A 22,954-nucleotide genomic window follows, 5' to 3' on the forward strand; every position below is an offset into this window, starting at 1 on the left:
CCGGGCGGCGCGCTTGAGCGCCGCTTGTCCGCGACATGATGGCCTTTCATGTGCCAGCTCCCGCCGCATGGGTTAGAATGCGCGCCTTTTCCCAGCACCGATCCTTATGAGGACCGCCATGTTCAGCCGTGATTTGACCCTCGCCCGCTACGATGCCGAACTCTTTGCCGCGATGGAGCAGGAAGCCCAGCGCCAGGAAGAGCACATCGAGCTGATCGCCTCCGAGAACTACACCAGCCCGGCGGTGATGGAAGCCCAGGGTTCGGTGCTGACCAACAAGTACGCCGAAGGCTACCCGCACAAGCGCTACTACGGTGGCTGCGAGTACGTCGATATCGTCGAGCAACTGGCCATCGACCGCGCCAAGCAACTGTTCGGCGCCGACTACGCCAACGTCCAGCCGCATGCCGGCTCCCAGGCCAACGCGGCGGTCTACCTGGCCCTGCTGTCGGCCGGCGACACCATCCTCGGCATGAGCCTGGCCCACGGCGGCCACCTGACCCACGGCGCCAGCGTCTCCTCCTCCGGCAAGCTGTACAACGCCGTGCAGTACGGTATCGACGCCAACGGCCTGATCGACTATGACGAAGTCGAGCGCCTGGCCGTCGAGCACAAGCCGAAGATGATCGTCGCCGGCTTCTCCGCCTATTCCCAGGTCCTCGACTTCCCGCGCTTCCGCGCCATCGCCGACAAGGTCGGCGCCTACCTGTTCGTCGACATGGCCCACGTCGCCGGGCTGGTCGCCGCTGGTGTCTACCCGAACCCGGTGCCGTTCGCCGACGTGGTCACCACCACCACCCACAAGACCCTGCGCGGTCCGCGCGGTGGCCTGATCCTGGCGCGCGCCAACGAAGAGATCGAGAAGAAGCTCAACTCCGCGGTATTCCCCGGCGCCCAGGGCGGTCCGCTGGAACACGTGATCGCGGCCAAGGCGGTGTGCTTCAAGGAAGCCCTGCAGCCGGAGTTCAAGACCTACCAGCAGCAGGTCCTGAAGAACGCCCAGGCGATGGCCCAGGTCTTCATCGACCGCGGCTTCGACGTGGTTTCCGGCGGCACCCGGAACCACCTGTTCCTGCTCTCCCTGATCAAGCAGGACATCACCGGCAAGGACGCCGACGCCGCTCTCGGCCGCGCGTTCATCACCGTGAACAAGAACTCGGTTCCGAACGACCCGCGCTCGCCTTTCGTCACCTCCGGCCTGCGCATCGGTACCCCGGCCGTGACCACCCGTGGCTTCAAGGAGGCCGAATGCCGCGAGCTGGCCGGCTGGATCTGCGACATCCTCGAGAACATGGGCGACGAGTCCGTGGTCGACGGCGTACGCGAGAAGGTCAAGGCGATCTGCGCCAAGTTCCCGGTCTACGGCAACTAAGCGACAAGGCAAGACGAAAGAGCCCGGCAAATGCCGGGCTTTTTCATTTCCACGCTCCCTTTGTCCGATTCCATGCTCCCTTGACGTCGCTGCGCCTCAGCGGCCTTCGACGATGCGTTCGAAGCCCTGGCGGATGCTGTCTTCCGGCAGGTTGTCGCCGATGAACACGATCACGCTCTCGCGCGCTTCGTCGTCCCGCCACTCGCTATCCCAATCGAAGCCGTAGAGTCGCAGCACGCCCTGGAATACCAGGCGACGCGGCTCGCCGGCGATGTTCAGCACGCCCTTGTAGCGCAGCAGGGAATTGCCATGCCACTGCAACAGGTCGTCCATGAACTCGCTCAGCCTTTCGAGATCCAGCGGCGTGTCGCTGCGCAGCACCAGCGTGCCGATGCGATCGCGGCTGTCCTTGGCTGCCACCGCTCGCAGCGGGCGCAGGCCGATGCCCGGACCGAGGTCGGCGTTGAGGTTGAAGCCTCGTACGTCGAGCAGGTTCGCCAGGTCGATGCGGCCGTGCTCGACCACATGCACCAGCGCCCGCCGGTTGATCCGTTGCAGGCGCTGGCCCAGGGCCTCGAAGGTCGCGGCGTCGACCAGGTCGGTCTTGCTCACCAGGATGCGGTCGGCGAAGCCGACCTGGGCCTGGGCGATGGTTTCCTGCAGGTGGCGCTCGGCATTGGCGGCGTCCACCAGGGTGATGATGCCGTCCAGCACATAGCGCTGGCAGAGTTCCTCGTCGGCGAAGAAGGTCTGCGCCACCGGCGCCGGATCGGCCAGGCCGGTGCACTCGATCACCAGGCGGTCGAAGTCGATCTCGCCGTTGTCGCGGCGCTCCAGCAGGAGGAACAGGGCCTTTTCCAGGTCGGTGTTGATCGAGCAGCAGACGCAGCCGTTGGACAGCGTCATCACCTGCACCGGCTCGACGCCGAGCAACTGGCCGTCGATCGGTGTATCGCTGTACTCGTTCTCGATCACCGCGATCTTCATGCCGTGCTCGGCCTGCAGCAGGTACTTGAGCAGGGTGGTCTTGCCCGCGCCGAGGAAACCGGTGAGCACGGTGACGGGGATCGGGGCGTGTTTGTCGTTGGCTACTTCGGACATGCGCAACTTCCAGAAAAGACGCGGGCCACGTCAGACGTGGCCCGCGGAAGGATGGGGATTCAGCAGCAGCGGATCGGCCGGCCCTTGCCGCCACCGTAGCGCGCCTCCTGGCGCTCGCGGAAGAACTCCTCGTAGGTCATCACCGGCTTGTCCGGGTGCTTGTTGCGCATGTGCTCGACATAGGTGTCGTAGTCGGGCATGCCGACCAGCATCCGGGCCGCCTGGCCCAGGTATTTGCCCATGCGGCTGAGGTCGTTGAACATGGCGATTTCCTCGTGAAGGCTCCCCGGCGAACCGGGGAGCGCGGCCGGTCAGGCATCGGGAATGGGCTGGAACGGGGTTTCCTTGTCGGTCCGCTCGCTCTTGCCCCAGGCCGCGATGCCGACCTTGATGGCGTAGAACAGTACGCTGAACACCACCAGCAGGAACAGCACGGTCAGGCCGGCGTTGATGTAGGCGTTCAGCACCACGTGCTGCATCTGGCCGATATCCTTGGCCGGAGCCAGTACCTGGCCGGCATCCAGCGCGGTGGCGTACTTCTCGCCGAGGGCGACGAAGCCGACCGCCGGATTGCTGTCGAAGATCTTGATCAGGCCCGCGGTGGTGGTGCAGATCAGCAGCCAGGCGGCCGGCAGGATGGTCACCCAGACGTACTGCTGGCGCTTCATCTTGATCAGGACCACGGTGGCGAGCATCAGCGCGATGCCGGCGAGCATCTGGTTGGAAATGCCGAACAGCGGCCACAGGGTGTTGATCCCGCCCAGCGGATCGACCACGCCCTGGTACAGCAGCCAGCCCCACAGCGCCACGCAGCCGCCGGTGCCGATGATGTTGGCGGTCCACGACTCGGTCTTCTTCAGCGCCGGCACGAAGTTGCCCAGCAGGTCCTGCAACATGAAGCGCCCGGCGCGGGTGCCGGCATCCACCGCGGTGAGGATGAACAGCGCCTCGAAGAGAATCGCGAAGTGGTACCAGAAGGCCATGGTGTTCTCGCCCGGCAGTACCTGGTGAAGGATGTGCGCGATACCCACCGCCAGGGTCGGCGCGCCGCCGGCGCGGGCCAGGATGGTGGTCTCGCCGATGTCCCTGGCGGTCTGGGTGAGCTGGTCCGGGGTGATGGCGAAGCCCCAGCTGCTGACGGTCGCGGCCACCGCGTTGACGTCGGCGCCGACCACCGCCGGCGGACTGTTCATGGCGAAGTAGATGCCCGGCTCGATCACCGAGGCGGCAACCATCGCCATGATCGCCACGAAGGATTCCATCAGCATGCCGCCGTAGCCGATGTAGCGGGCATCGGGCTCGCGGTTGAGCAGCTTCGGCGTGGTCCCCGAGGAGATCAGCGCGTGGAAGCCGGACACCGCGCCGCAGGCGATGGTGATGAACAGGAACGGGAACAGGCTGCCCTTCCAGACCGGGCCGGTGCCGTCGGTGAACTGGGTCAGGGCCGGCATCTTCAGTTCCGGCATGACGATCAGGATGCCGATCGCCAGGCCGATGATGGTGCCGATCTTGAGGAAGGTCGACAGATAGTCGCGCGGCGCCAGCAGCAGCCATACCGGCAGCACCGAGGCGACGGCGCCGTAGCCGATCAGCATCCAGGTGATCTGGATCCCGCTGAAGGTGAAGTGCGGCGCCCATTCCGGGCTGGCCGCCACCTGGCCGCCGAGCCAGATCGAGCCGAGCAGGAGGAGCACGCCGATGATCGAGATCTCGCCGATCCGGCCGGGCCGGATGAAGCGCATGTAGACGCCCATGAACAGCGCGATCGGGATGGTCGCGAGCACGGTGAACATGCCCCACGGGCTGTCGGCCAGGGCCTTCACCACGATCAGCGCGAGCACCGCGAGGATGATGATCATGATCAGGAAGGCGCCGAACAGCGCGATGGTGCCGGCCACCTGGCCCATTTCCTCGCGCACCAGCTCGCCCAGCGAGCGGCCGTTGCGCCGGCTGGAAATGAACAGGACCATGAAGTCCTGCACCGCGCCGGCGAGGACTACGCCAGCGATCAGCCAGAGCGTGCCGGGCAGGTAGCCCATCTGTGCGGCGAGCACCGGGCCGACCAGCGGGCCGGCGCCGGCGATGGCGGCGAAATGGTGACCGAAGAGGATGTGCTTGTTGGTCGGGACGTAGTCCAGGCCATCGTTGTTGAGCACCGCGGGGGTCGCGCGGTTGGGGTCCAGTTGCATCACCTTGCTGGCGATGAACAGGCTGTAGTAGCGGTAGGCGACCAGGTAGATGGCCACCGCCGCGACCACGATCCACAAGGCATTGATCGCTTCGCCGCGACGCAGGGCGACGACGCCCAGGGCCGCGGCGCCCACGATCGCCACCACCAGCCAGGCGAGGTGACGTAGCAGGCTATTGTTATTGTTCATAGTGTTTGGCTTCCGACAGATGGAGGGCGCAGTTCTGCAGCGAAAATTCTAGCCGCGAACCGACCGGGGGTCATACGACCTTAGTCTAGAGCGGTTACCGCGTGATGGCGGTAGGCGCAATGTCGCAGGAATCCGGCGGAAAAGTCCATGGCCGGCGGGCCCTGGCGGCAGCGAGCGGAAGGAATGACAGCTGCGGAGCCCTTCAGGGCGAATGTTTCCGGCTATAGGAAAAAACTGATGGATGCGCCGGGTTCGCGCCGTTCCCACTAGCCCTTGGGAAGCCTCCGTCCAGGCCCGGCCAGTTGCCGCGCGCCCATGAAAAAGCCCGCCGTAGCGGGCTTTTTCATGGGCCTGGGTGGATCAGGCCGGCTGCTTGGCGTAGCGCGCCAGGGTGCCATCGCGACTCATGACCGCCAGGGTGTTGCTCAGCACCTGCTCGCCGGTCGCATCCTGGCTGGCGAAGATCTCGCCGAAGTGCTTCTGGGTGACCTGGGCGAAATGCGCGCGGTCCTTGGCTTCCACCCCGAGCAGGACGGCATAGGCGTCGAGCGCTTCGCCCTGGCCCTTGGCCATGTCCTCGGCGATGTTGTCGAGCATCCCGTTCATGGCGAAGATCGAGCGGCCGCCGTAGCCCAGGCGTGCGTTGGTGTTACAGCCGTTGGTGCCGGAGGTCATGCCAAAGGTGGCGTTGCCCGAGGTACCGTTGGTGGTGGTGGCGAGCAGGTGCGGGAACAGGCCGCGCTGGCCCTCGAACACCATGTTGCCCCAACCACAGCCGTTTCCGCCTGCCGCGTCGGCGTATGCCGTCATGCTGCCCAGGCTCAGCAGCCCCAGAACCAACCCCTTGCTCAAAAGTCGCTTGTCCATGTCTGCGCTCCGCAGTTGTATTTTGGAGAAAAACGCTCTAGCAGCTTTGGCGACACTTGACGAACTGTCAAACTCGCACAGGTGCCGTCGATCCAGCCGCCACTGAGAGAGACACGGTGCCCACCGCACAGGTTCCGTCACTACCCCGCCGGCGGGGCTTGGCTATAGTGGTATCCAACAGCGCGCACCGAGGGATCGCGACATGAGTGACCAGCACGACGAACGTCGACGTTTCCACCGGATCGCCTTCGACGCCGACAGCGAGATTCTCCAGGGTGAACGGCGCTGGGAGGTCTTGCTCCACGACGTCTCCCTGCACGGCATCCTGGTCGGCCAGCCACAGGACTGGAACGGCGATCCGCAGCGGCCCTTCGAGGCCCGCCTGTACCTGGGCCTGGACGTGCTGATCCGCATGGAGATCAGCCTGGCCTGGGCCCGCGACGGCCTGCTCGGCTTCGAATGCCGGCACATCGACCTCGACTCCATCAGCCACCTGCGCCGCCTGGTCGAGCTCAACCTGGGCGACGAGGAACTGCTGGAGCGCGAACTGGCCCTGCTGGTCAGCGCCCACGACGACTGAGGCGAATCATTCGAAGAGGGCGTCCAGGGCCTGCTCCAGGCGCGTCACGGCGATCACCTGCAAGCCCGCCGGGGCTTCCTTCGGTGCGTTGCCGAGGGGCACGATGGCGCGCTTGAAGCCATGCTTGCCGGCTTCCTTCAGGCGCTCCTGGCCGCTCGGCACCGGGCGCACCTCGCCCGACAGCCCGACCTCGCCGAACACCAGCAGGTCGTGCGGCAACGGCCGGTTGCGCAGGCTCGACATCACCGCCGCCATCAGCGCCAGGTCGGAGGCGGTTTCCAGTACCTTCACCCCGCCCACCACGTTGAGGAACACGTCCTGGTCGTAGGTCGGGATGCCGCCGTGGCGATGCAGCACCGCCAGCAGCATCGCCAGGCGGTTCTGGTCGAGGCCCAGGGTCACCCGCCGCGGGTTGGCCAGGTGGCTGGTATCGACCAGCGCCTGGACCTCCACCAGCATCGGCCGCGAGCCCTCCCAGGTGGCCATCACCACGCTGCCGGGCACCGCTTCCTGGGCGCGGGTGAGGAAGATCGCCGAAGGATTGCTGACCTCCTTGAGGCCCTTGTCGGTCATGCCGAACACGCCCAGCTCGTTGACCGCGCCGAAACGGTTCTTCACCGCCCGCAGCAGGCGCAGGCGGCCGTCGGACTCGCCTTCGAAATACAGCACGGTGTCGACCATGTGCTCGAGCACCCGTGGCCCGGCCAGCGCGCCTTCCTTGGTCACGTGGCCGACCAGGAAGATCGCCGTGCCGCTCTGCTTGGCGTAGCGCACCAGCATGGCGGCGCTTTCGCGCACCTGGGCGACGCCGCCCGGCGCCGATTGCAACTGCTCGGTGAAGATGGTCTGGATCGAGTCGATCACCATCACCCGCGGCTGCTCCTGGCGGGCGGTGGCGATGATGGTCTCGATGCTGGTCTCGGTCATCACCTTGAGCCGGTCTTCCGGCAGCGACAGGCGCCGCGCGCGCATCGCCACCTGCTGTTGCGACTCCTCGCCGGTGACATACAAGGCCGGCACCCGGGTCGCCAGGTTGCACAGGGTCTGCAGGAGGATGGTCGACTTGCCGATGCCGGGATCGCCGCCGATCAGCACCACCGAACCGTCCACCAGGCCGCCGCCGAGCACCCGGTCCAGCTCGGCCGAGCCGGTGGTGAAGCGCGGCATTTCCTCGACGCTGACTTCCGCCAGGGTCTTCAGGTTGGCCTGCTGGCCGGCCCAGCCGCCGCGCCCGGAACCGCTCGGCGCGGCCTCGACCACGGTCTCCACCAGGGTGTTCCAGGCCCCGCAGTCCGCGCACTGGCCGGCCCATTTCGGGAAGGTCGCGCCACACTCGGTGCAGCCGTACATGCGCTTGGCCTTGGCCATGGGAATTCCTCTCGCGGGCAAAGCGCAGATGATAGCCGCTGGCTTGATTCCGATCAGCCTCGATCGTCCGCGCTTCGCGCGACACTGGTGGCCGGACAAGGAGACTTCCATGCGCATACTGCTGTTCCTGCACCTGCTGGGCGCCGCGATCTGGGTCGGCGGCCACCTGGTCCTGGCCCTCGGCATCCTCCCCGGCGCCCTGCGCCGCCGCGATCCGCAGGCGATCCGCGCCTTCGAGCAGGTCTACGAGCGGATCGGCATCCCCGCCCTGCTGCTGCAGGTGGCCAGCGGCCTGTGGCTGGCCAGCCTGTGGCTACCGCTCGGGCACTGGCTCGACGCCAGCCCGGTGGCCCGCGCCCTGCAGCTCAAGCTGCTGCTCCTGGCGGCGACCGCCGCCCTCGGCGCGCACGCCCGCCTGCGCCTGATCCCGAGGCTGGACGCCGCCAGCCTGCCGAAGCTGGGCTGGCATATCGTGGCGATAACCCTGGTCGGACTGGCGTTCGTCGCGGTCGGCCAGAGCTTCCGCTTCGGCGGGCTGTTCTGAAACCGCCGACACGAAAAAGGGCGCCCTCAGGCGCCCTTCCCTACCACGGGCTGAACTCAATGGCCCCTGCCGTTGGCCTTCCTCAGCCTCTCGGCGATCTCGTCCTTGAGCTGTACCCGCTGCTGTTTCAATCCCTGCAGCGCCAGATCGTCGAGGGCTTCGCGGCCACCCTCGACCTCGTAGATACGCTTGTCGAGGCTTTCGTAATCCGCCGCCAGGCGAGTGAAGTGGGCGTCGTTGCCGTGAAGCTGCTTCAGTTCGGCGTGAAAATCCGGAAACTCCCGGGAAAGCGGATGTTGCTCGAGCGGCATGGCGGACCTCCTCTGACGTTGGATACGACACCTCCAGACTAGCCCAGCCCGCTCCCGCCGAACATTGCCCCCGATCACTTCGCTGGCGCAGTACCGTTCAGCTCGCCGCGTCGCAGGCTTTCCACGCTGTTGCCCAGGGCATCGCGGGCGCCAAGGTCGGCGCCGCGCGCCGACAACGCCTGGAGCAGCTCCTCGCGCTGGAACAGCGCGGCGTACATCGCCGCGGTCTGGCCCGCGCCGTTGCGCTGGTCCGGGCTGCACTCGGCGCCGATCAGGCGCCGGGCGATGCGCATCTCACCCTTGAAGATCGCGCCCATCAGGGCGGTATTGCCGCGCTTGTCCTGGGCGCAGGGATCGGCGCCGGCCTCCAGCAACTGCTCCACCACCTCGCCATGGCCGTGGTAGGCGGCCAGGATCAGCGCGGTATAACCCTTGGCGTCCCGCGCATCGAGATCGAAACCGGCCTCGACGAACTCCTTCAGCATGGCCTGGTCGCCACGCCGGGCGGCGTCGAAGAGGTAATCGCGCAACCGCGCCTCCACCTCGGGCCCCGACGCCGCTGGCCGGCTGCCTTCGGCCTGGGCTCCCAGCGCCGCGAGCAGCATGCAAGCCGCCACTATCCAACCTCGCATCGTCCTCACCTCCTGCCCAGTCGATATAGGGAGAGGGCGGCCTCGCAGGCCGCCCCGTCTGGCGTCAATCCTGGAGTTTCGCCGCCAGTTGGCGAACACGCTGCAGATCGGCCCCGGCCACCTTGGCCAGGCCGGTACCGTAGTCGCTGTCGGCCTTGTAGAAGTAGGAAAGCATGATGTACTTGCTCTCGTCGTCGGTGATCGCCAGCGCCCCGCCGAGGCTGGCGATCAGGTCGGCCTGGTCCTTCTTGCCGTACGAGCGGAACAGCTCGCCGGTCTGCTTGAAGTTCTGCTCGCGCTGGATCTTCGCCTGCTGGGTGGCGCCGCTCAGCGGGGTCTGCACATAGCGCGCGCTGGCCTGCTCTTCGCGCGGCTCCAGGCGGCTCGGCTGGTAGTTCACCCCGCTCGCGCTGTGCCCGGCGTTCAGCGCACCGTCCTGGTTGACGGTATTGACCACGCTGCGCGGCCGGTTGACCGGCAGGCCCAGGCCGTTGGCGCCGACCCGGTACATCTGGGTGTCGGCGTAGGCGAACAGCCGGCCCTGGAGCAGGCGATCCTCGGAAGGCTCGATGCCCGGCACCAGGTTCGAGGGCGCCATGGCGACCTGCTCGGTTTCCTGGAAGAAGTTGTCGACGTTGCGGTTCAGCACCATCCGGCCGATCTTGCGCTCGGCAATGCCCGGCCAGATCTTGGTCGCATCCAGCGGATCGAAGTCGAACTTCGCCAGGTCCTCGGGCTTGAGCACCTGGATGTACAGGTCCCATTTCGGGAAATCACCCTTCCTGATCGCACTCACCAGGTCGTTGGTCATGTGGCTGTAGTCGCGCCCCTGGACCTCCATGACCTGCTTCGGATCGAGGTTCTTCTGGCCCTGCAGGCTCTTCCAGTGGAACTTCACGTAGTGCACCTCGCCCTTGGCGTTGACCAGCTTGTAGGCGTGCACGCTGTTGCCGTCCATTTCCCGGTAGCTGGCCGGAGTGCCCTCGTTGGAGTACAGCAGGGTCAGGGTACGGGTCGCTTCCGGTACGTGGGAGAAGAAGTCGAAGCGCCGCGAGTCGTCGTCCAGGTTGCTGCGCGGATCCGGCTTGAAGGCATGGACCATGTCCGGGAACTTGATCGCGTCGCGGATGAAGAAGGTCGGGAAGTTGTTGCCGACCAGGTCCCAGTTGCCGTCGGCGGTGTAGAACTTGGTGGCGAAGCCACGCGGATCGCGCAGGGTTTCCGGGGAATGGTTGCCGTGCACTACCGCGGAGAAGCGCACGAACACCGGGGTCTTCTCGCCCTTGCGGAAGACCTTGGCCATGCTCAGGTCGCTGATGTCGGCGCTGGCGACGAACTCGCCATGGGCTCCGGTGCCGCGAGCGTGCACGACGCGCTCGGGAATGCGTTCGCGGTCGAAGCGCTGCAGCTTCTGCAGCAGTTGCACGTCCTGCAGCAGCACCGAGCCGTTGGGGCCGGCGGTCTGCGAATTCTGGTTGTCGCCGACCGGGGCGCCGTTGTCGCGGGTGAGGGTGGTGGCCTGCACGGACAGCGACAGCAGGCTGGCGCTCAGGCTCGCTGCCACGAGCAGGCGGCCGGGACGGAAGGCGTTCAGGGAAAGGGTCATGGAAGAGCTCCTAGTGGCTTGTCAGGCGTCTTGTTGCGCCGGACCAAGGTACTGAGCCGGGCGGGCGACGCTAAATTGAAAAAGCCCACATGCCCGATAGGGAATCTTCATCCCCCATCCCTTTCCATCCGGGTTATGAGGCCCGTTCCAGAGCGGGAGACGGCGTTCCCGCCTCCCGCCGCGGCCACTACTCGCGCAGTTTCGCCGCCAGCGCAGCGATGCGCGTCGCATCTTCGTCCAGCGCCCGGGCCAGCGCCTGGCCGTAGTCGGCATCGGCCTTGTAGAAGTACGAAAGCATGGTCTGCCGCACCTCGGCCTGGCGTACCTGGCCAAGCTCGGCGGAAAGATTGGCGATCAGGTTCTTCCGTTCGCTGCGCGACAGGCTGCGGTAGAACTCGCCGGCCTGCTGGAAGTTGAGGGTCTTGGCGATACGCCGTTGCTGCACGGTGCCACTCAGCGGCGTCGGCACGGCCCGCGAGCGTGGATCCTCGACCCAGGGCTCGCGCTGTCCCGGCTGGTAGTTCACGTCCGACAGGCTGTGCCCGTTGTCGCCGGCGCCGAACTGGTTGCCGTTGACCACGCGGATCTGCCGCGGCCGGTTGATCGGCAACTCCAGGCCGTTGGCGCCAAGCCGGTAGATCTGCGTATCGGCATAGGAGAACAGCCGTCCCTGGAGCATGCGGTCCTCCGAGGGCTGGATGCCCGGCACCAGGTTGGAAGGCGCCATGGCGACCTGCTCGGTTTCCTGGAACACGTTGTCCGGATTGCGGTTCAGGGTCAGGGTGCCGACCTTGCGCCGCGCCACGCCGGTCCAGACCTTGGTCGAGTCCAGCGGATTGAAGGCGAAGTCGTCCAGCTGTTGCGGGGCGAGAACCTGGATGTACATGTCCCACTTCGGATAATCGCCCCGCTTGATCGCCTCGACCAGGTCGCGGGTCGCGTGATTCGAGTCGCGCGCCTGGATCGCGCTGGCCTGCTTGGCGCTGAGGTTCTTCACGCCCAGCTGCGGTTGCCAGTCGAAACGCACGTAGTGCACCTCGCCCCGGGCGTTGACCAGCTTGTAGGCATGCACGCTGGAACCGTCCATGTGGCGGTAGCTGGCCGGCGTACCGTAGTCGGAGAACAGCCGGGTCAGCATGTGCGTGGCTTCCGGTACCCGGGCGAAGAAATCGAAGGTGCGCTCGGGATCCGGCAGGTTGGTGGTGGGCGACGGCTTGAGCGAATGGATGACATCCGGGAACTTGATCGCATCGCGGATGAAGAACACCGGCAGGTGGTTGCCCACCAGGTCCCAGTTGCCTTCGCGGGTATAGAACTTGGTGGAGAAGCCGCGCGGATCGCGGGAGGTCTCCGGCGACCCGCTGCCGCCGATCACCGTGGAGAAGCGCACGAACACCGGCGTCACCTCGCCCTTGCGGAACAGCGCCGCGGAGGTCAGGGCGGAAAGGTCTTCACTGGCGATGAACTCCCCGTGCGCGCCGGTGCCGCGCGCATGCACCACACGCTCCGGAATCCGCTCACGGTCGAAGCGCTGCAACTTCTGCAGCAGATGGCCGTCCTGCAACAGCACCGGGCCGTCGGGACCGGCGGTCTGCGAATTCTGGTTGTCGCCTACCGTGGCGCCGTTGTCGTCGGTCATGGTCGCAGCCGGCTGGGCGCCGGCGACCAGCGCGAAGGACAGCAGCGAAGCGCCCAGGCTCAGGCGCAAATCTGCCGCCCTCGGGCGAAGAACATGGTTCATGGTCGGAACTCCTTATAGGTCTCGTCGGACGTTGTCGGGCAACGCGTTTCGACAGTAAGGAAGTTTCGACTCAATACATAAATGACAAAATCTAACGGACTGATGGCTTTTTTCAATCAAACCCGGGGAACCCACGGAACCAATGGCCAACCTTCCAGCCTGAGCATCCTGACGAGGGCTGAATTACACTGCCTTCACCTTTTAGCGAAATACAGGGAGTGAACCCATGGGTCTTCTGAGTGAATTCAAAGCCTTTGCCGTCAAGGGCAACGTGGTGGATATGGCAGTCGGTATCATCATCGGCGCGGCCTTCGGCAAGATCGTCTCGTCCTTCGTGGGCGATGTGATCATGCCGCCGATCGGCCTGCTGATCGGCGGGGTGGACTTCTCCGACCTGGCGATAACGCTGAAGGCGGCGGAAGGCGACGTGCCGGCGGTGGTACTGGCCTATGGCAAATTCATTCAGACCATCCTCGACTTCGTGATCGTGGCCTTCGCCATCTTCATGGGGGTCAAGGCGATCAACCGGCTCAAGCGCGAAGAGGCCGTCGCACCGTCCGAGCCGCCGGTGCCGAGCGCCGAGGAAACCTTGCTGACCGAGATCCGCGATCTGCTCAAGGCCCAGCAGAACAAGCCGTGACCGCGTCGGTGAGCAGATGAAAAAAGGCCCTCTCGGGCCTTTTTTTCTGGTCGGAAACATGCCGGTCGGCGACCAGGCCTACCAGTAGTTCTCCACCGCCACCTGGCCCGGGCGCCGGGTCAGGCTCAGGTTCATGTCGCGGGCCTTCAGCACCGCGCGGGTATCCTCGATCATCTGCGGATTGCCGCAGAGCATCACCCGCGAATGCTCCGGAGTCAGCGCCAGGCCGGCCGCGCGCTCCAACTCGCCGTTCTCGATCAGGGTGGTGATCCGCCCGTTCAGGCAGCCGGGCACCCGCTCGCGGGTGACCACCGGAATGAACTGCAGCTTGTGCGCCTGCTCGGCCAGGTAGTCGCGCCCGGCGAGGCCGGCGATCAGCTCGCGGTAGGCCAGCTCCCTGCCCTCGCGCACGCTGTAGACCAGCTTGATGCTTTCGAAGCGCTCCCAGACCTCGAAGTCCTGCAGGATCGAGAGGAACGGCGCCACCCCGGTGCCGGTGGCCAGCAGCCAGAGGTCGCGGCCATCGACGAAGCGGTCGAGGGTGAGGAAGCCGAAGGCCTGGCGGTCGACCAGCAACTGGTCGCCTTGGCGCAGGCGGCTGAGCTCGCTGGTGAACTCGCCGTCGGGGACGACGATGGAGAAGAAGTCGAGGAACTCGTCGTGCGGCGCCGAGACCATCGAGTAGGCGCGCCAGACGATGCTGCCGCTGGGCTTGTACACGCCGAGCCGGGCGAACTGCCCGGCGCGGAAACGGAAGCCCGCGTCGCGGCTGGTACGCAGGGTGAACAGGTTGGGGGTCAGCGGCTGCACGTCGAGCAGCGTCTGACGGGTGAACTTCTCTTCGCTGGCGGTCATGGTCCGCTCCGGATACCGATACCCCCCTAGTGTCCCGCAAAGCACCCGGCAGAAACACCCGCAAGGCTTGTGGCTATCCCCGCACGCGGGGACAGCCGGACGGGCTCAGCGCTTGCGGTTGACCACCTGGGCCGCGCGCAGCACATCGCTGCCGATCTGCGCCTCGTAGTTCTTCCACAGCGGCTTCATCGCGTTGCGCCAGGCCTGGTGCTCCTCGGCGCTGAGGCTGACCAGACGGCTCCTGCCGGCGGCCAGCAGGTGTTCGCGCTCCTTCTGGTTGAGTGCCTCGGCCTCCTTGTTCACCACCAGGGTGACCTCGTCGACGATGCTCTCCAGCTCGGTGCGGGTCTGGTAGGGAATGCCGGTCCAGAACGCCGAACTGGTGATCAGCATGTAGCTGAGTGCGCCATGGTTGGATTCGGTGATATACGGCTGCACGTTGTCGATCTTCTGCCCGGCCAGGTTCGACCAGGTGTTCTCGGTGCCCTGCACGCTGCCGGCCTGCATGGCCTTGAGGGTCTCGGCGTAGGACAGCTGCCTGGCGGTGGCGCCGAGCATGTCGAATTGCGCCTCCAGCACCGACGACGGCTGGATGCGGAACACCAGGCCCTTGGCGTCGCCCGGCTGGCGCAGCTCGCGAGTGGCGGAAAGCTGCTTCATGCCGTTGTTCCAGTAGGCCAGGCCGTAGATCCCGTGCTTGGCCATGGAGCGCAGCAGCTCGCGGCTCTTGTCGCGTTTCTGGAAGCGCTTCAGGGCTTCCAGGTCGTCGAACAGGAACGGCAGGTCGAACACCTGGAGTTGCTTGGTATAGGGTTCGAACTTGGACAGCGAGGTGGCCAGCATCTGCACCTTGTTGGCGCGCAGGGCCTCGATCTCGTCGGCGTCGCCGAACAGCGTCGAGTTGGGGTAGACCTCGACCTTGACCTTGCCCGGCAGGCGCTCCTCGGCGAGCTTCTTGAACAGCAGGGCCCCCCTGCCCTTGGGGGTGTCGTCGGAGACCACGTGGGAGAACTTGATCACGATCGGACCGGTGTCCTCGGCATGGACGGCGGCGGAAACGGCGAACAGTGCGGCGAGCGCCACACCGACAAACGGCTTGAACATCGATGTACCTGTGCGATGGCAACGACGAGCCCCGCGACGGTTCGCACGGGGCTCGCTCGGAAAACGGTTGGGTGACGGTCGCCGCTCGACGTGGCGAAGGCGCCCGTCCAGGCGCTACCGGGTCATGACAGGCGCTATCGAAGCCCCAGCCCGGTTATTATTGGCGTGCCCGGCACGGGTGACTCGTCGGTAAGGAAACGACTAACCAGGGCCGGGTAAAGAATTTTTCGGCATATCCGTGTGCCGCACAAGCTGGAGAACTCCAACCAGCTCTCAGTTTCGACAGATTGTTAATTGACGAGCGGGATTCTCCCGCCGGGAAGCCGATGCCTCTATTCGCGACACCCTTCGCCCAGCTCGACCTGATCCGCCAGCCCGAGCAGGACGGCGAGCCCCTGCAGGCGTTCGACGCTGCCGACGAATACCTGCTCAACCAGTTGCACGAACGGGGCGTGACGGCGCAATGCCGGGTGCTGGTCCTCAACGACGCCTTCGGCGCCCTCGCCGCGAGCCTGGCGCCGCACGTTCAGGTCACCAGCAGCGGCGATTCGCACCTGGGCTTCCTTGCCCTGCGCAAGAACCTCGCGCGCAACGGCCTCGACCTGGGCTCGGTGCGCTTCGTCCCGGCCAGCGAAACCGCCGTGGGGCCCTTCGATCACGTGCTGGTCAAGGTGCCGAAGACCCTCGCGTTGCTGGAGGAGCAACTGATCCGCCTGCACGGCCAACTGGCGCCGGGCGCGCAGGTGGTCGCCGCAGGGATGGTCAAGCACCTGCCGCGCGCCGCCGGCGACCTGCTGGAGCGCTACATCGGCCCGATGCATGCCTCGCTGGCGGTGAAGAAGGCCCGCCTGCTGGTCGCCGAAGCGGCGGAGCGCCCGGCGCCGCGCTCGCCCTACCCGACCCGCTACCGCCTGGAGCAACCGCCGCTGACGCTGCTCAACCACGCCAACGTGTTCTGCCGCGAAGGCCTCGACATCGGCACCCGCGCCTTCCTCCCGCACCTGCCGCGCAGCCTCGGCGCGCTGCGCGCGGCCGACCTCGGTTGCGGCAACGGGGTGCTCGGCATCGCCTACGCGCTGCTCAACCCGCAGGCCGAACTGACCCTGGTGGACGAGTCGTACATGGCCGTGCAGTCGGCACGGGAGAACTGGCGCGCGGCGCTGGGCGAGCGGCCGGCGGCGTTCCGCGCCGACGATGGCCTGGCCGGCCAGGCGGCGGGCTCGCTGGACCTGGTCCTGTGCAACCCGCCGTTCCACCAGCAGCAGGTGGTCGGCGACTTCCTCGCCTGGCGCATGTTTCTCCAGGCTCGCGATGCCCTGGCGGCGGGCGGCGAACTGTGGATCGTCGGCAACCGCCACCTGGGCTACCACGCCAAGCTCAAGCGGCTGTTCCGCGGGGTCGAGCAGGTCGCGGCGAATCCGAAGTTCGTGATCCTGAAAGCGGGAAAATAGTCAGACGAGCGCCGCCGGGGTGTCCACGTCGCGGAGTACCCCCGGATCGTCGCACGGCACCTCGCGCCAGGCCGGACGATGGGCCTGCAGCACACCGCGCGCGCCCTGGTCGCCGTCCAGTTGCGCAAGCGCGTCCCAGAAAGCGCGGCCGAACAGCACCGGATGGCCGCGCTGACCGTCGTACAGGGGAAACACGATGGCCTCGGGAGTGGCCATCGCTGCCAGACGCTCGAGGGTATCGGCGGCGATCCAGGGCATGTCGCCGAGCAGGACGGCGATGGCCCGCGCCGGGCTGCTCCCCGCCGCCGCGACGCCGGCGGCCAGGCTGTGGCCCATGCCCAACGACGCGTCGAGGCTGTGGACAAGCCGCTGCTGCGCCGGCAGGCCCAGGCTCGCCGGGGTCTCTCCGGCACGCACCACCACCCGCACCTCGGCGAACGCCTCGCGTGCCCGCGCCACGCTGGCCGCCAGCAGGGTGGTGCCATCAGCCAGGCGCGCCAGGCGCTTGTCGCTGCCGAAGCGGCGCCCCCGCCCGGCCGCCAGGACCAGGCACAGCACCTCGTCGGCGGCGACCATCAGAGCCGCTCGCGCGGAATGCCGTTGCGGATGCGGAGAATGTCCGCCAGCACCGCCAGGGCGATTTCCGCCGGCGTCTTGCTGCCCAGGTTGAGGCCGATCGGCGCGTGGATCCGCGCCAGTTCGGCATCGTCCAGGCCGCCGATGCGCCGCAGGCGTTCGAAGCGTTTCTCCGAGGTCGCCCGCGAGCCCATCACGCCGATATAGAAGGCTTCGGTACGCACCGCCTCGAGCATCGCCAGGTCGTCGATCTTCGGATCGTGGGTCAACGCCACCACCGCCGTATCGGCGTGGCAACCGCCGTCGGCGATGAACAGCGAGGGCAGTTCGCGACGGATCTCGATGCCCTCCAGCACCACGCCGCGCAAGGCTTCTTCGCGCGGGTCGCAGAGGATCACCTCGAAGCCCAGGCCCTTGCCGAACTCGGCGCAGGCATGGGCGACGCTGGAATAGCCGGCCAGCAGCAGGCGCTGGGCGGCGCCGACGCGCAGGCGCACCCGCTCGCCGTCGCGTTCCGCCCGTGGGCCGTGGCTGGAGTCGTCGCGCAGGCTGCGCGCGCCGCTGCCCAACTCGACCTCGCGGAGCAGGCGGCGCTGGCCGAGCAACGCCGACTCCAGCTCGCGCAGATGGGCCTGGACATCGCAGTCCGGCGCCAGGTTTTCCACCAGCACGTCGAGGATGCCGCCGCAGGGCAGGCGGACGTTCGAGTTCGGGTCGTCACCCTCTCCGTAGCGCACGATCACCGAGGGCTCGGGGAAACCGCCGGCGGCGACCCGTTCGAGGAAATCATCCTCGACGCAGCCGCCGGACAGCGAGCCGACCCAGTGACCGCTGGCGTTCACCGCCAGCAGCGATCCCGGCGCGCGGGGCGCCGAGCCGTAGGTCGTGAGCACGGTACAGAACCACACCCGTTCGCCGTCCACGGACCACTTCAGCGCCTGGCGGACCACCTGTAGATCGAGGTGTTGCACGATTCACTTCACCTTGACGGTATGCGCCGAGGCGCTCTCCGTCTTCAATTGCGCGACCTGTCGGGGACCGAGGTCACCGGGCAATCCGCCCCAGGTCTGGCGCAGGTAGTTGAGCAGGTCCGTGAGTTGCTCGTCGTCGAGTTTCCCGGCGAAGCCGGGCATCGGTTGCATGCGTTCGAAGCCGGTGAACTGCTGTTCGACGATGCCGTCTTCGATCACTCGCAACAGATTACGCGGGTCTTGCAGGCGCAGGGTAGTGTTGCCGTTCATCGCCACCGCGATATGCGGCTTGCCCTCGCCTTCGCCACCGTGGCAGCCGGCGCAGACATTGAGGTACTGCTGGCGACCGCGCTTGCCGCTGTCGTTCAGCTGCGCCTCGGGCAGCGCCTGGACCTCCCTGGCCGGCGGCGGCTGGTCGCCGAGCAGGTAGGTGGCCATGGCCGCCAGGTCGCCGTCGTCGAGGTGCTGGGTGCTGTGGTGCACCACCGGGAACATCTCGTTGAACATGCTGCCCTGGGCGCTCATGCCGTGCTTGAGGAAGCTCGCCAGGTCCGGCTGGGTCCAACCGCGCTCGGCGAGGTCGCCGGGCAGCAGGCTGGGCGCCAGGTAGCCGTTGAGCAGGCCGCCGCTCAGGCGCTTGTCCTGCTCCAGGGCACCGGCGAGGTTGCGCGGGGTATGGCACTCGCCGCAGTGGCCGAGCACCTCGACCATGTACTGGCCGCGCTTCCACGCCTCGCTGCGGCCGTCCTCCGGCTGCAAGCGCACGCTCTTGCCGTAGAGCAGGTTCCAGCCGGCCAGCCCCATGCGCACGTTGAACGGGAAGCTCAGGCTGGTCTGTGGCGCCGGCCGGGCGATCGGCTCCTGGGCCATCAGGTAGGCGTAGATGGCGTCGGCATCCTCGCGCTCGATCAGGTGGTACGAGGTGTAGGGCATCGCCGGATAGAGATAGGCGCCGTCCTTGCGCTTGCCCTCGGTGAGGGCGGCGAAGAACTCGTCGGCGCTGTAGGCGCCGATGCCGTGTTCCTTGTCCGGAGTGATGTTGGTGCCGTAGATGGTGCCGAACGGCGACTGGATCGGCAGCCCGCCGGCGAACGGCGCGCCGCCCTCGGCGGTATGGCAGGCCATGCAGTCGGCGGCGCGGGCGAGGTATTCGCCGCGCTTGACCAGCGCCGCATCGGCGCCGGCGGCGGAGGCCAGGGACGGCGACAGCGCGGCCAGCGCCAGGGCGAGGCCGGAAAGGGTGCGCTTCATCCTCAAGCCTCCTTGACCAGGCCGAGTTCGTCGAGCACGTCGCGGGTGGCGCTGTAGTAGCGCACGTAGCCGGTGCAACGACAGATGTGGTGGCCGAGGCTGTCCTCGATCGCCTGCTCCAGCTCGCTGCGCCTGATCGGCTGGCGCTGGGCTTTTTCCACCAGCACGGTGGCGGCGTTGACGAAGCCCGGCGCGCAATAGCTGCACTGGAAGGCGAACTGGTCGACGAACTTCTGCTGGATCGGGTTCAGCGCGCGGATCTCGCCGTTCTCGTCGCGCTGGGCATGGCCCTCAATGGTGCGAACCTTCTTGCCGTCGAAGTAGTGCGCGCCGGTGATGCAGGTGCGCACTTCCTCGCTGGTGCCGTCCGGGTTGTCGACGATCACCACGCAGGCATGGCAGATGCCCTGGCCACAGCCCAGGCGCGAGCCGGTGAGGTTCTGGTATTCGTGCAGGTAGTCGATCATCGGCAGGTCTTCGGCGACCTCCACCGGACCGACGGCTTGACCGTTGAGGGTCATCTGGAGCTTGCGGTTAGCCATGGAGGGCCTCCTTGATGCGGGCGGGAGTGATGGGCAGGTCGCGGACGCGCTTGCCGGTGGCGTGCGCCACGGCATTGGCGATGGCGCCGACCACCGGGATCATCACCACCTCGGCGATGCCCTTGGCCGGATCGGTCGGCGACAGCGGCGGCAGGATCTCCGCCGTCTGTTTCCACACCGCCACGTCCTTCGCCCGCGGCAACCGGTAGCGGTTGAAGTTCCAGTCCCCTTCCGCGGGGCCGCCCTCGTAGAGCGGCATTTCCTCCAGCAACGCATGGCCGATACCCATGGCGATGCCGCCCTCCAGCTGGCCCTTGACCAGTTCCGGCACCAGCACCCGGCCGCACTCGATCCAGGAATGGTGGTCGAGCACCTGCACCTCGCCGCTGCCCTTGTTCACCTTCAGCTCGACCAGGGTCGCCACCGGGCTGTAGTAGGTGACCATCGCGTTGTTCAGCTGGGTCGCCGGATAAGCCGGGTTCTGCCGGTCGAGCAGGTGGAAGCCGGCGCTGTTCATCATCGCCTTCTTCACTCCCGGCGCACCGTCGCCGTACTTCACCGCCATGGCGTCGAGCGGCAGGCGTTCGCGCACGCCATCGATGACGAAGTCCGCCTCGGCCCAGCTCCAGCGGTTGAAGCCGTGGACGCTGACGCCGGTGACCAGGCCCATCTCATGGGCCTTCTTCGCCAGCTCGGCGAAGGGAATCGGCGCCAGGCCGTTGCCGGTCAACTGGCCGTCGACCCATACCGCGTTTTCGCGACGCACCACGTAAGGGTTGGCCTGGCCGCCGAACGGACCGCTGCGCCACAGTTCCAGGGCCGCCGGCCACAGGCCGTGGTTGAACAGCACACGCGCCGCTTCCCGAGTGGCATGGCTGAAATAGAACGCCGAGTTGGTCGCCGACGACGGCGAGGCCAGCTTGCCGACCCAGCGCGGATCGCGCAGCGCGGCATCCTGCTCGGCCTGGCTCATCAGGTAGGGATTGCCCTTGGTGGTGAGCCGCAGCTCGGGCCATTCGGTCTCGGCGGTCTTCACCTCGTCCGCCGGACGGCCGAGGAAGTCGCCGACCACGAAGGCCTGCGAGGTGGACATCCCGGTACCGATCTCGGTGCCGATGTGGCGCAGGCTGATGCGCCCGTCGGCGCTGAACTCGATGCTCGCCATCGGCGCCTCGGCGCCGGTGCCGAAGTCCTTCTGGCAGATGGCGAAGCCGACCCCGTACCAGTTGTCCGGGTCCTCCGCGTCGAAGCGTTTCTTGCGCGCCTCGCGGTCCTTCCAGACTTCGTGGGCAGCGGCCTTGTCGAGTATCTCGTGCAGGCGCAGGGCACCGGCCGGGACCGCGCCCTGGGTGTTCTTCATGCCCGAGCGCAGGGCATTGCGGCGGCGCAGGTCGATGGCGTCGACGCCCAGCCGGCCGGCGATCTCGTCGACCATCATCTCGGTCGCGGCCATGGTCTGCAGGGTGCCGTAGCCGCGCATCGAACCGGCCTCGACTCCGCGCGAATGGTAGGCGGTGACCGCCAGGTCGTTCTGCGGCATGTAGTAGATCGACTGCGCGGCGGTGGCGCCCACCGCCGCCACCGAGGCGCTGTAGTTGGCGCGGCCGCCGCCGTCGGCGCTCATGTCGGCGCGGAAGATGCGGAAGCCGAGGTCGTTCCTGTCCACCGCCAGTTGGTAGCGGATGTCGAACGGGTGGCGCTTGATGCCGCTCTGGAACTGCTCGTAGCGGTCGTTGGCCAGGCGCACCGGCACACCTTCGCCGTACAGCGCGGCGAGCGCGGCGTAGAAGACGAAGATGTTGTTGTCCTTGGAGCCGTAGCCGACGGTGTAGCCCGGATGGATGTTGAGCTTCTCCAGGGCGAAGCGCGACGGCTTGATCATGTGCACGCTTTCGTAGGCGACCTCGAACGGGCACTGGGTGGCGACCACGAAGTGCAGGGTCTTGCTCGCCGCGTCGTACCAGCCGTTGCCGTTGTCCGGCTCCAGCGCCGCCGGCTCGATCGACGGAGTCTTGTAGCGCTCGTCGAAGACCAGCCAGTCCTGCGGCGGGTTTTCCAGTTGCTCGGCCATGCGCTTGGCATGGAACAGGCCCTGCTCGGTGAGGTCGCCGTGCAGCTTCGGCTCGCTGGTCCAGACCGGCTTGCGGTTGAGGATGGTGGGGAACAGCATCGAGTCCTTCAGGCTGGAGAACTCGTCGTCCTCGTAGGGCGTCTTGCCGCCGACCCGGACGAAGCGATAGCTGCCGTAGGGATCGCCCTGGTACAGCGGGGCCTGGGCGCCATAGCGGATCGCCTTGTCGTTGAACTTGAGCTTGAGCTTGGCCCGGCGGAAGCGCTCGAAGTCGTTCCAGATCAGGATCGCCACCGGATGGCCGATGAACATCGGCACCTTGCCCGGCGGCAGCAGCGGATCGGGCGAATGCGCCTCGGGGAAGACGATGCCGTCCTTCTCCAGGTCGGCAGCGGTGACGATACGGTCCGGCTGCAACTCGGCGCCCAGCCAGGAAAGGTCGTGGCCTTCGTAGATGCGGTCGGCGCGCACGGTCTTCAGCAGCATGGCGTGGCCCTGCTGCTGAGGCCAGCCGGGCATGTCGCTGGCGCGGATGTCGCGGGCGAACACCTTGTTGCCACAGACCTTGGACAAGGCGTCGTTACGGAAGCGAACCTGGCCGTTGCCCGCCATCCACTGCTGGGCGGCAACGGTCACCTGGTTCTCGAACAAGGCAGCGAAAGCCCGGCTGCCGAGCGGCGCCAGGGTGACGCCCACGCCGGCGATCAACCCGCCCTGGAGAAAGGCGCGCCGGGAGATATCACGGTTGGACATGCAAATTCCTCTGGGTGGTAAGGGGCCCACCCATGTCGTTATTCAGGCTTGAACAACTCGCCCGGACGGGCGAGGTGGAGCACGCAGGCGAAAAACCTGACTCGGAAGTTAATTTTAGCGGCAAGTCACGCCCGAGGAAAAGTCCCGCCTGCCGCCGAAAGGCCCCGTGGATACTCGACTTTGGTCGCCCGCAGGGTCCGCGCTCGGGTCTTCGTGCGCTTTTCGTGTTCACCGATTCCG

General features: G+C 66.8%; 21 protein-coding genes. 5 read left to right on the forward strand and 16 right to left on the reverse strand.

What is annotated here, in order from left to right:
- The first annotated feature begins 118 nt into the window (after positions 1-118).
- Positions 119-1,372, forward strand: coding sequence for a serine hydroxymethyltransferase (gene glyA / locus B7D75_RS23705; RefSeq protein ID WP_012077340.1), 1,254 nt, complete (start codon positions 119-121; stop codon positions 1,370-1,372).
- Between the two features lie 96 nt (positions 1,373-1,468).
- On the opposite strand, the gene yjiA is transcribed toward glyA, so the two are convergent.
- From yjiA to B7D75_RS23725, 4 genes are all read right to left on the reverse strand, one after another.
- Positions 1,469-2,473, reverse strand: coding sequence for a GTPase (gene yjiA, locus B7D75_RS23710; protein WP_107114481.1), 1,005 nt, complete (start codon positions 2,471-2,473; stop codon positions 1,469-1,471).
- Positions 2,474-2,532: 59 nt separating this feature from the next.
- Positions 2,533-2,736, reverse strand: coding sequence for a YbdD/YjiX family protein (locus B7D75_RS23715; protein WP_003094856.1), 204 nt, complete (start codon positions 2,734-2,736; stop codon positions 2,533-2,535).
- Between the two features lie 48 nt (positions 2,737-2,784).
- On the reverse strand, positions 2,785-4,851 hold the full coding sequence (locus B7D75_RS23720) for a carbon starvation CstA family protein (RefSeq protein WP_012077342.1): 2,067 nt from the start codon (positions 4,849-4,851) through the stop codon (positions 2,785-2,787).
- A 360-nt stretch (positions 4,852-5,211) separates the two neighbouring features.
- Complete coding sequence (locus B7D75_RS23725; RefSeq protein ID WP_053814582.1) at positions 5,212-5,718, reverse strand: DUF3015 domain-containing protein; 507 nt, start codon at positions 5,716-5,718, stop codon at positions 5,212-5,214.
- Between the two features lie 202 nt (positions 5,719-5,920).
- Here B7D75_RS23725 and mapZ point away from each other — a divergent pair, with 202 nt between their 5' ends.
- Positions 5,921-6,298, forward strand: a complete 378-nt coding sequence (gene mapZ, locus B7D75_RS23730) for a cyclic di-GMP-binding protein MapZ (protein WP_003153057.1) — start codon at positions 5,921-5,923, stop codon at positions 6,296-6,298.
- A gap of 6 nt (positions 6,299-6,304) precedes the next feature.
- On the opposite strand, the gene radA is transcribed toward mapZ, so the two are convergent.
- Positions 6,305-7,666 carry a DNA repair protein RadA gene (radA, locus tag B7D75_RS23735; RefSeq protein ID WP_033999459.1) on the reverse strand — a complete coding sequence of 454 codons (1,362 nt, stop codon included), beginning with the start codon at positions 7,664-7,666 and terminating at the stop codon, positions 6,305-6,307.
- 109 nt (positions 7,667-7,775) lie between these two features.
- Here radA and B7D75_RS23740 point away from each other — a divergent pair, with 109 nt between their 5' ends.
- Positions 7,776-8,210 carry a CopD family protein gene (locus tag B7D75_RS23740; protein ID WP_003153059.1) on the forward strand — a complete coding sequence of 145 codons (435 nt, stop codon included), beginning with the start codon at positions 7,776-7,778 and terminating at the stop codon, positions 8,208-8,210.
- Between the two features lie 56 nt (positions 8,211-8,266).
- On the opposite strand, the gene B7D75_RS23745 is transcribed toward B7D75_RS23740, so the two are convergent.
- From B7D75_RS23745 to B7D75_RS23760, 4 genes are all read right to left on the reverse strand, one after another.
- Positions 8,267-8,521 carry a YdcH family protein gene (locus B7D75_RS23745; protein ID WP_012077345.1) on the reverse strand — a complete coding sequence of 85 codons (255 nt, stop codon included), beginning with the start codon at positions 8,519-8,521 and terminating at the stop codon, positions 8,267-8,269.
- A 74-nt stretch (positions 8,522-8,595) separates the two neighbouring features.
- Positions 8,596-9,162, reverse strand: a complete 567-nt coding sequence (locus B7D75_RS23750; RefSeq protein ID WP_107114482.1) for an ankyrin repeat domain-containing protein — start codon at positions 9,160-9,162, stop codon at positions 8,596-8,598.
- A 55-nt stretch (positions 9,163-9,217) separates the two neighbouring features.
- Positions 9,218-10,759 carry a catalase KatB gene (gene katB / locus B7D75_RS23755; protein WP_107114483.1) on the reverse strand — a complete coding sequence of 514 codons (1,542 nt, stop codon included), beginning with the start codon at positions 10,757-10,759 and terminating at the stop codon, positions 9,218-9,220.
- Positions 10,760-10,946: 187 nt separating this feature from the next.
- The gene (locus B7D75_RS23760) at positions 10,947-12,500 is read right to left on the reverse strand and encodes a catalase (RefSeq protein ID WP_107114484.1); all 1,554 of its coding nucleotides are present in this window, start codon (positions 12,498-12,500) and stop codon (positions 10,947-10,949) included.
- A gap of 226 nt (positions 12,501-12,726) precedes the next feature.
- Here B7D75_RS23760 and mscL point away from each other — a divergent pair, with 226 nt between their 5' ends.
- Positions 12,727-13,140: a large-conductance mechanosensitive channel protein MscL gene (mscL, locus tag B7D75_RS23765; protein WP_003153067.1), complete on the forward strand. Its 414-nt coding sequence runs from the start codon at positions 12,727-12,729 to the stop codon at positions 13,138-13,140.
- Between the two features lie 78 nt (positions 13,141-13,218).
- On the opposite strand, the gene B7D75_RS23770 is transcribed toward mscL, so the two are convergent.
- Entirely contained in the window at positions 13,219-13,995 is a 777-nt protein-coding gene (locus B7D75_RS23770; protein WP_003153069.1) for a ferredoxin--NADP reductase, read from the reverse strand.
- 105 nt (positions 13,996-14,100) lie between these two features.
- Positions 14,101-15,099, reverse strand: coding sequence for a DctP family TRAP transporter solute-binding subunit (locus tag B7D75_RS23775; RefSeq protein WP_058129574.1), 999 nt, complete (start codon positions 15,097-15,099; stop codon positions 14,101-14,103).
- Positions 15,100-15,425: 326 nt separating this feature from the next.
- Between B7D75_RS23775 and B7D75_RS23780 the strand changes: the two genes are divergently transcribed.
- Positions 15,426-16,550 (forward strand): methyltransferase, encoded by a 1,125-nt coding sequence (locus B7D75_RS23780; RefSeq protein ID WP_058174586.1) that lies wholly within the window; start codon positions 15,426-15,428, stop codon positions 16,548-16,550.
- Here the strand turns inward: B7D75_RS23780 and B7D75_RS23785 are convergent, their stop codons facing one another.
- From B7D75_RS23785 to B7D75_RS23805, 5 genes are read right to left on the reverse strand one after another with little or no spacing between them, the layout of a single operon-like run.
- On the reverse strand, positions 16,551-17,126 hold the full coding sequence (locus B7D75_RS23785; RefSeq protein ID WP_107114485.1) for a nucleotidyltransferase family protein: 576 nt from the start codon (positions 17,124-17,126) through the stop codon (positions 16,551-16,553). It lies immediately after the preceding gene.
- On the reverse strand, positions 17,126-18,097 hold the full coding sequence (locus B7D75_RS23790; protein ID WP_058145797.1) for an XdhC family protein: 972 nt from the start codon (positions 18,095-18,097) through the stop codon (positions 17,126-17,128). The genes B7D75_RS23785 and B7D75_RS23790 overlap by 1 nt, the downstream gene beginning before the upstream one ends.
- 3 nt (positions 18,098-18,100) lie before the next feature.
- A complete protein-coding gene (locus B7D75_RS23795; RefSeq protein ID WP_003153421.1) occupies positions 18,101-19,348 on the reverse strand; it encodes a cytochrome c in 1,248 nt (415 codons plus the stop codon).
- A 2-nt stretch (positions 19,349-19,350) separates the two neighbouring features.
- The gene (locus B7D75_RS23800) at positions 19,351-19,890 is read right to left on the reverse strand and encodes a (2Fe-2S)-binding protein (RefSeq protein ID WP_003153422.1); all 540 of its coding nucleotides are present in this window, start codon (positions 19,888-19,890) and stop codon (positions 19,351-19,353) included.
- Complete coding sequence (locus B7D75_RS23805) at positions 19,883-22,714, reverse strand: xanthine dehydrogenase family protein molybdopterin-binding subunit (protein ID WP_043104377.1); 2,832 nt, start codon at positions 22,712-22,714, stop codon at positions 19,883-19,885. The genes B7D75_RS23800 and B7D75_RS23805 overlap by 8 nt, the downstream gene beginning before the upstream one ends.
- Positions 22,715-22,954 lie beyond the last annotated feature (240 nt).

The organism is Pseudomonas paraeruginosa (assembly GCF_003025345.2).
In the GTDB taxonomy this organism is placed as follows: Bacteria; Pseudomonadota; Gammaproteobacteria; order Pseudomonadales; family Pseudomonadaceae; genus Pseudomonas; species Pseudomonas paraeruginosa.

Coding starts and splice junctions, on each gene's coding strand:
- B7D75_RS23775 (WP_058129574.1), bottom strand. CDS start 15,099: ATGTTCAAGCCGTTTGTCGGTGTGGCGCTCGCCGCACTGTTCGCCGTT.
- B7D75_RS23740 (WP_003153059.1), top strand. CDS start 7,776: ATGCGCATACTGCTGTTCCTGCACCTGCTGGGCGCCGCGATCTGGGTC.
- B7D75_RS23805 (WP_043104377.1), bottom strand. CDS start 22,714: ATGTCCAACCGTGATATCTCCCGGCGCGCCTTTCTCCAGGGCGGGTTG.
- B7D75_RS23770 (WP_003153069.1), bottom strand. CDS start 13,995: ATGACCGCCAGCGAAGAGAAGTTCACCCGTCAGACGCTGCTCGACGTG.
- mscL (WP_003153067.1), top strand. CDS start 12,727: ATGGGTCTTCTGAGTGAATTCAAAGCCTTTGCCGTCAAGGGCAACGTG.
- B7D75_RS23785 (WP_107114485.1), bottom strand. CDS start 17,126: ATGGTCGCCGCCGACGAGGTGCTGTGCCTGGTCCTGGCGGCCGGGCGG.
- B7D75_RS23725 (WP_053814582.1), bottom strand. CDS start 5,718: ATGGACAAGCGACTTTTGAGCAAGGGGTTGGTTCTGGGGCTGCTGAGC.
- katB (WP_107114483.1), bottom strand. CDS start 10,759: ATGACCCTTTCCCTGAACGCCTTCCGTCCCGGCCGCCTGCTCGTGGCA.
- B7D75_RS23715 (WP_003094856.1), bottom strand. CDS start 2,736: ATGTTCAACGACCTCAGCCGCATGGGCAAATACCTGGGCCAGGCGGCC.
- glyA (WP_012077340.1), top strand. CDS start 119: ATGTTCAGCCGTGATTTGACCCTCGCCCGCTACGATGCCGAACTCTTT.
- radA (WP_033999459.1), bottom strand. CDS start 7,666: ATGGCCAAGGCCAAGCGCATGTACGGCTGCACCGAGTGTGGCGCGACC.
- B7D75_RS23760 (WP_107114484.1), bottom strand. CDS start 12,500: ATGAACCATGTTCTTCGCCCGAGGGCGGCAGATTTGCGCCTGAGCCTG.
- B7D75_RS23720 (WP_012077342.1), bottom strand. CDS start 4,851: ATGAACAATAACAATAGCCTGCTACGTCACCTCGCCTGGCTGGTGGTG.
- yjiA (WP_107114481.1), bottom strand. CDS start 2,473: ATGTCCGAAGTAGCCAACGACAAACACGCCCCGATCCCCGTCACCGTG.
- mapZ (WP_003153057.1), top strand. CDS start 5,921: ATGAGTGACCAGCACGACGAACGTCGACGTTTCCACCGGATCGCCTTC.
- B7D75_RS23780 (WP_058174586.1), top strand. CDS start 15,426: ATGCCTCTATTCGCGACACCCTTCGCCCAGCTCGACCTGATCCGCCAG.
- B7D75_RS23795 (WP_003153421.1), bottom strand. CDS start 19,348: ATGAAGCGCACCCTTTCCGGCCTCGCCCTGGCGCTGGCCGCGCTGTCG.
- B7D75_RS23745 (WP_012077345.1), bottom strand. CDS start 8,521: ATGCCGCTCGAGCAACATCCGCTTTCCCGGGAGTTTCCGGATTTTCAC.
- B7D75_RS23800 (WP_003153422.1), bottom strand. CDS start 19,890: ATGGCTAACCGCAAGCTCCAGATGACCCTCAACGGTCAAGCCGTCGGT.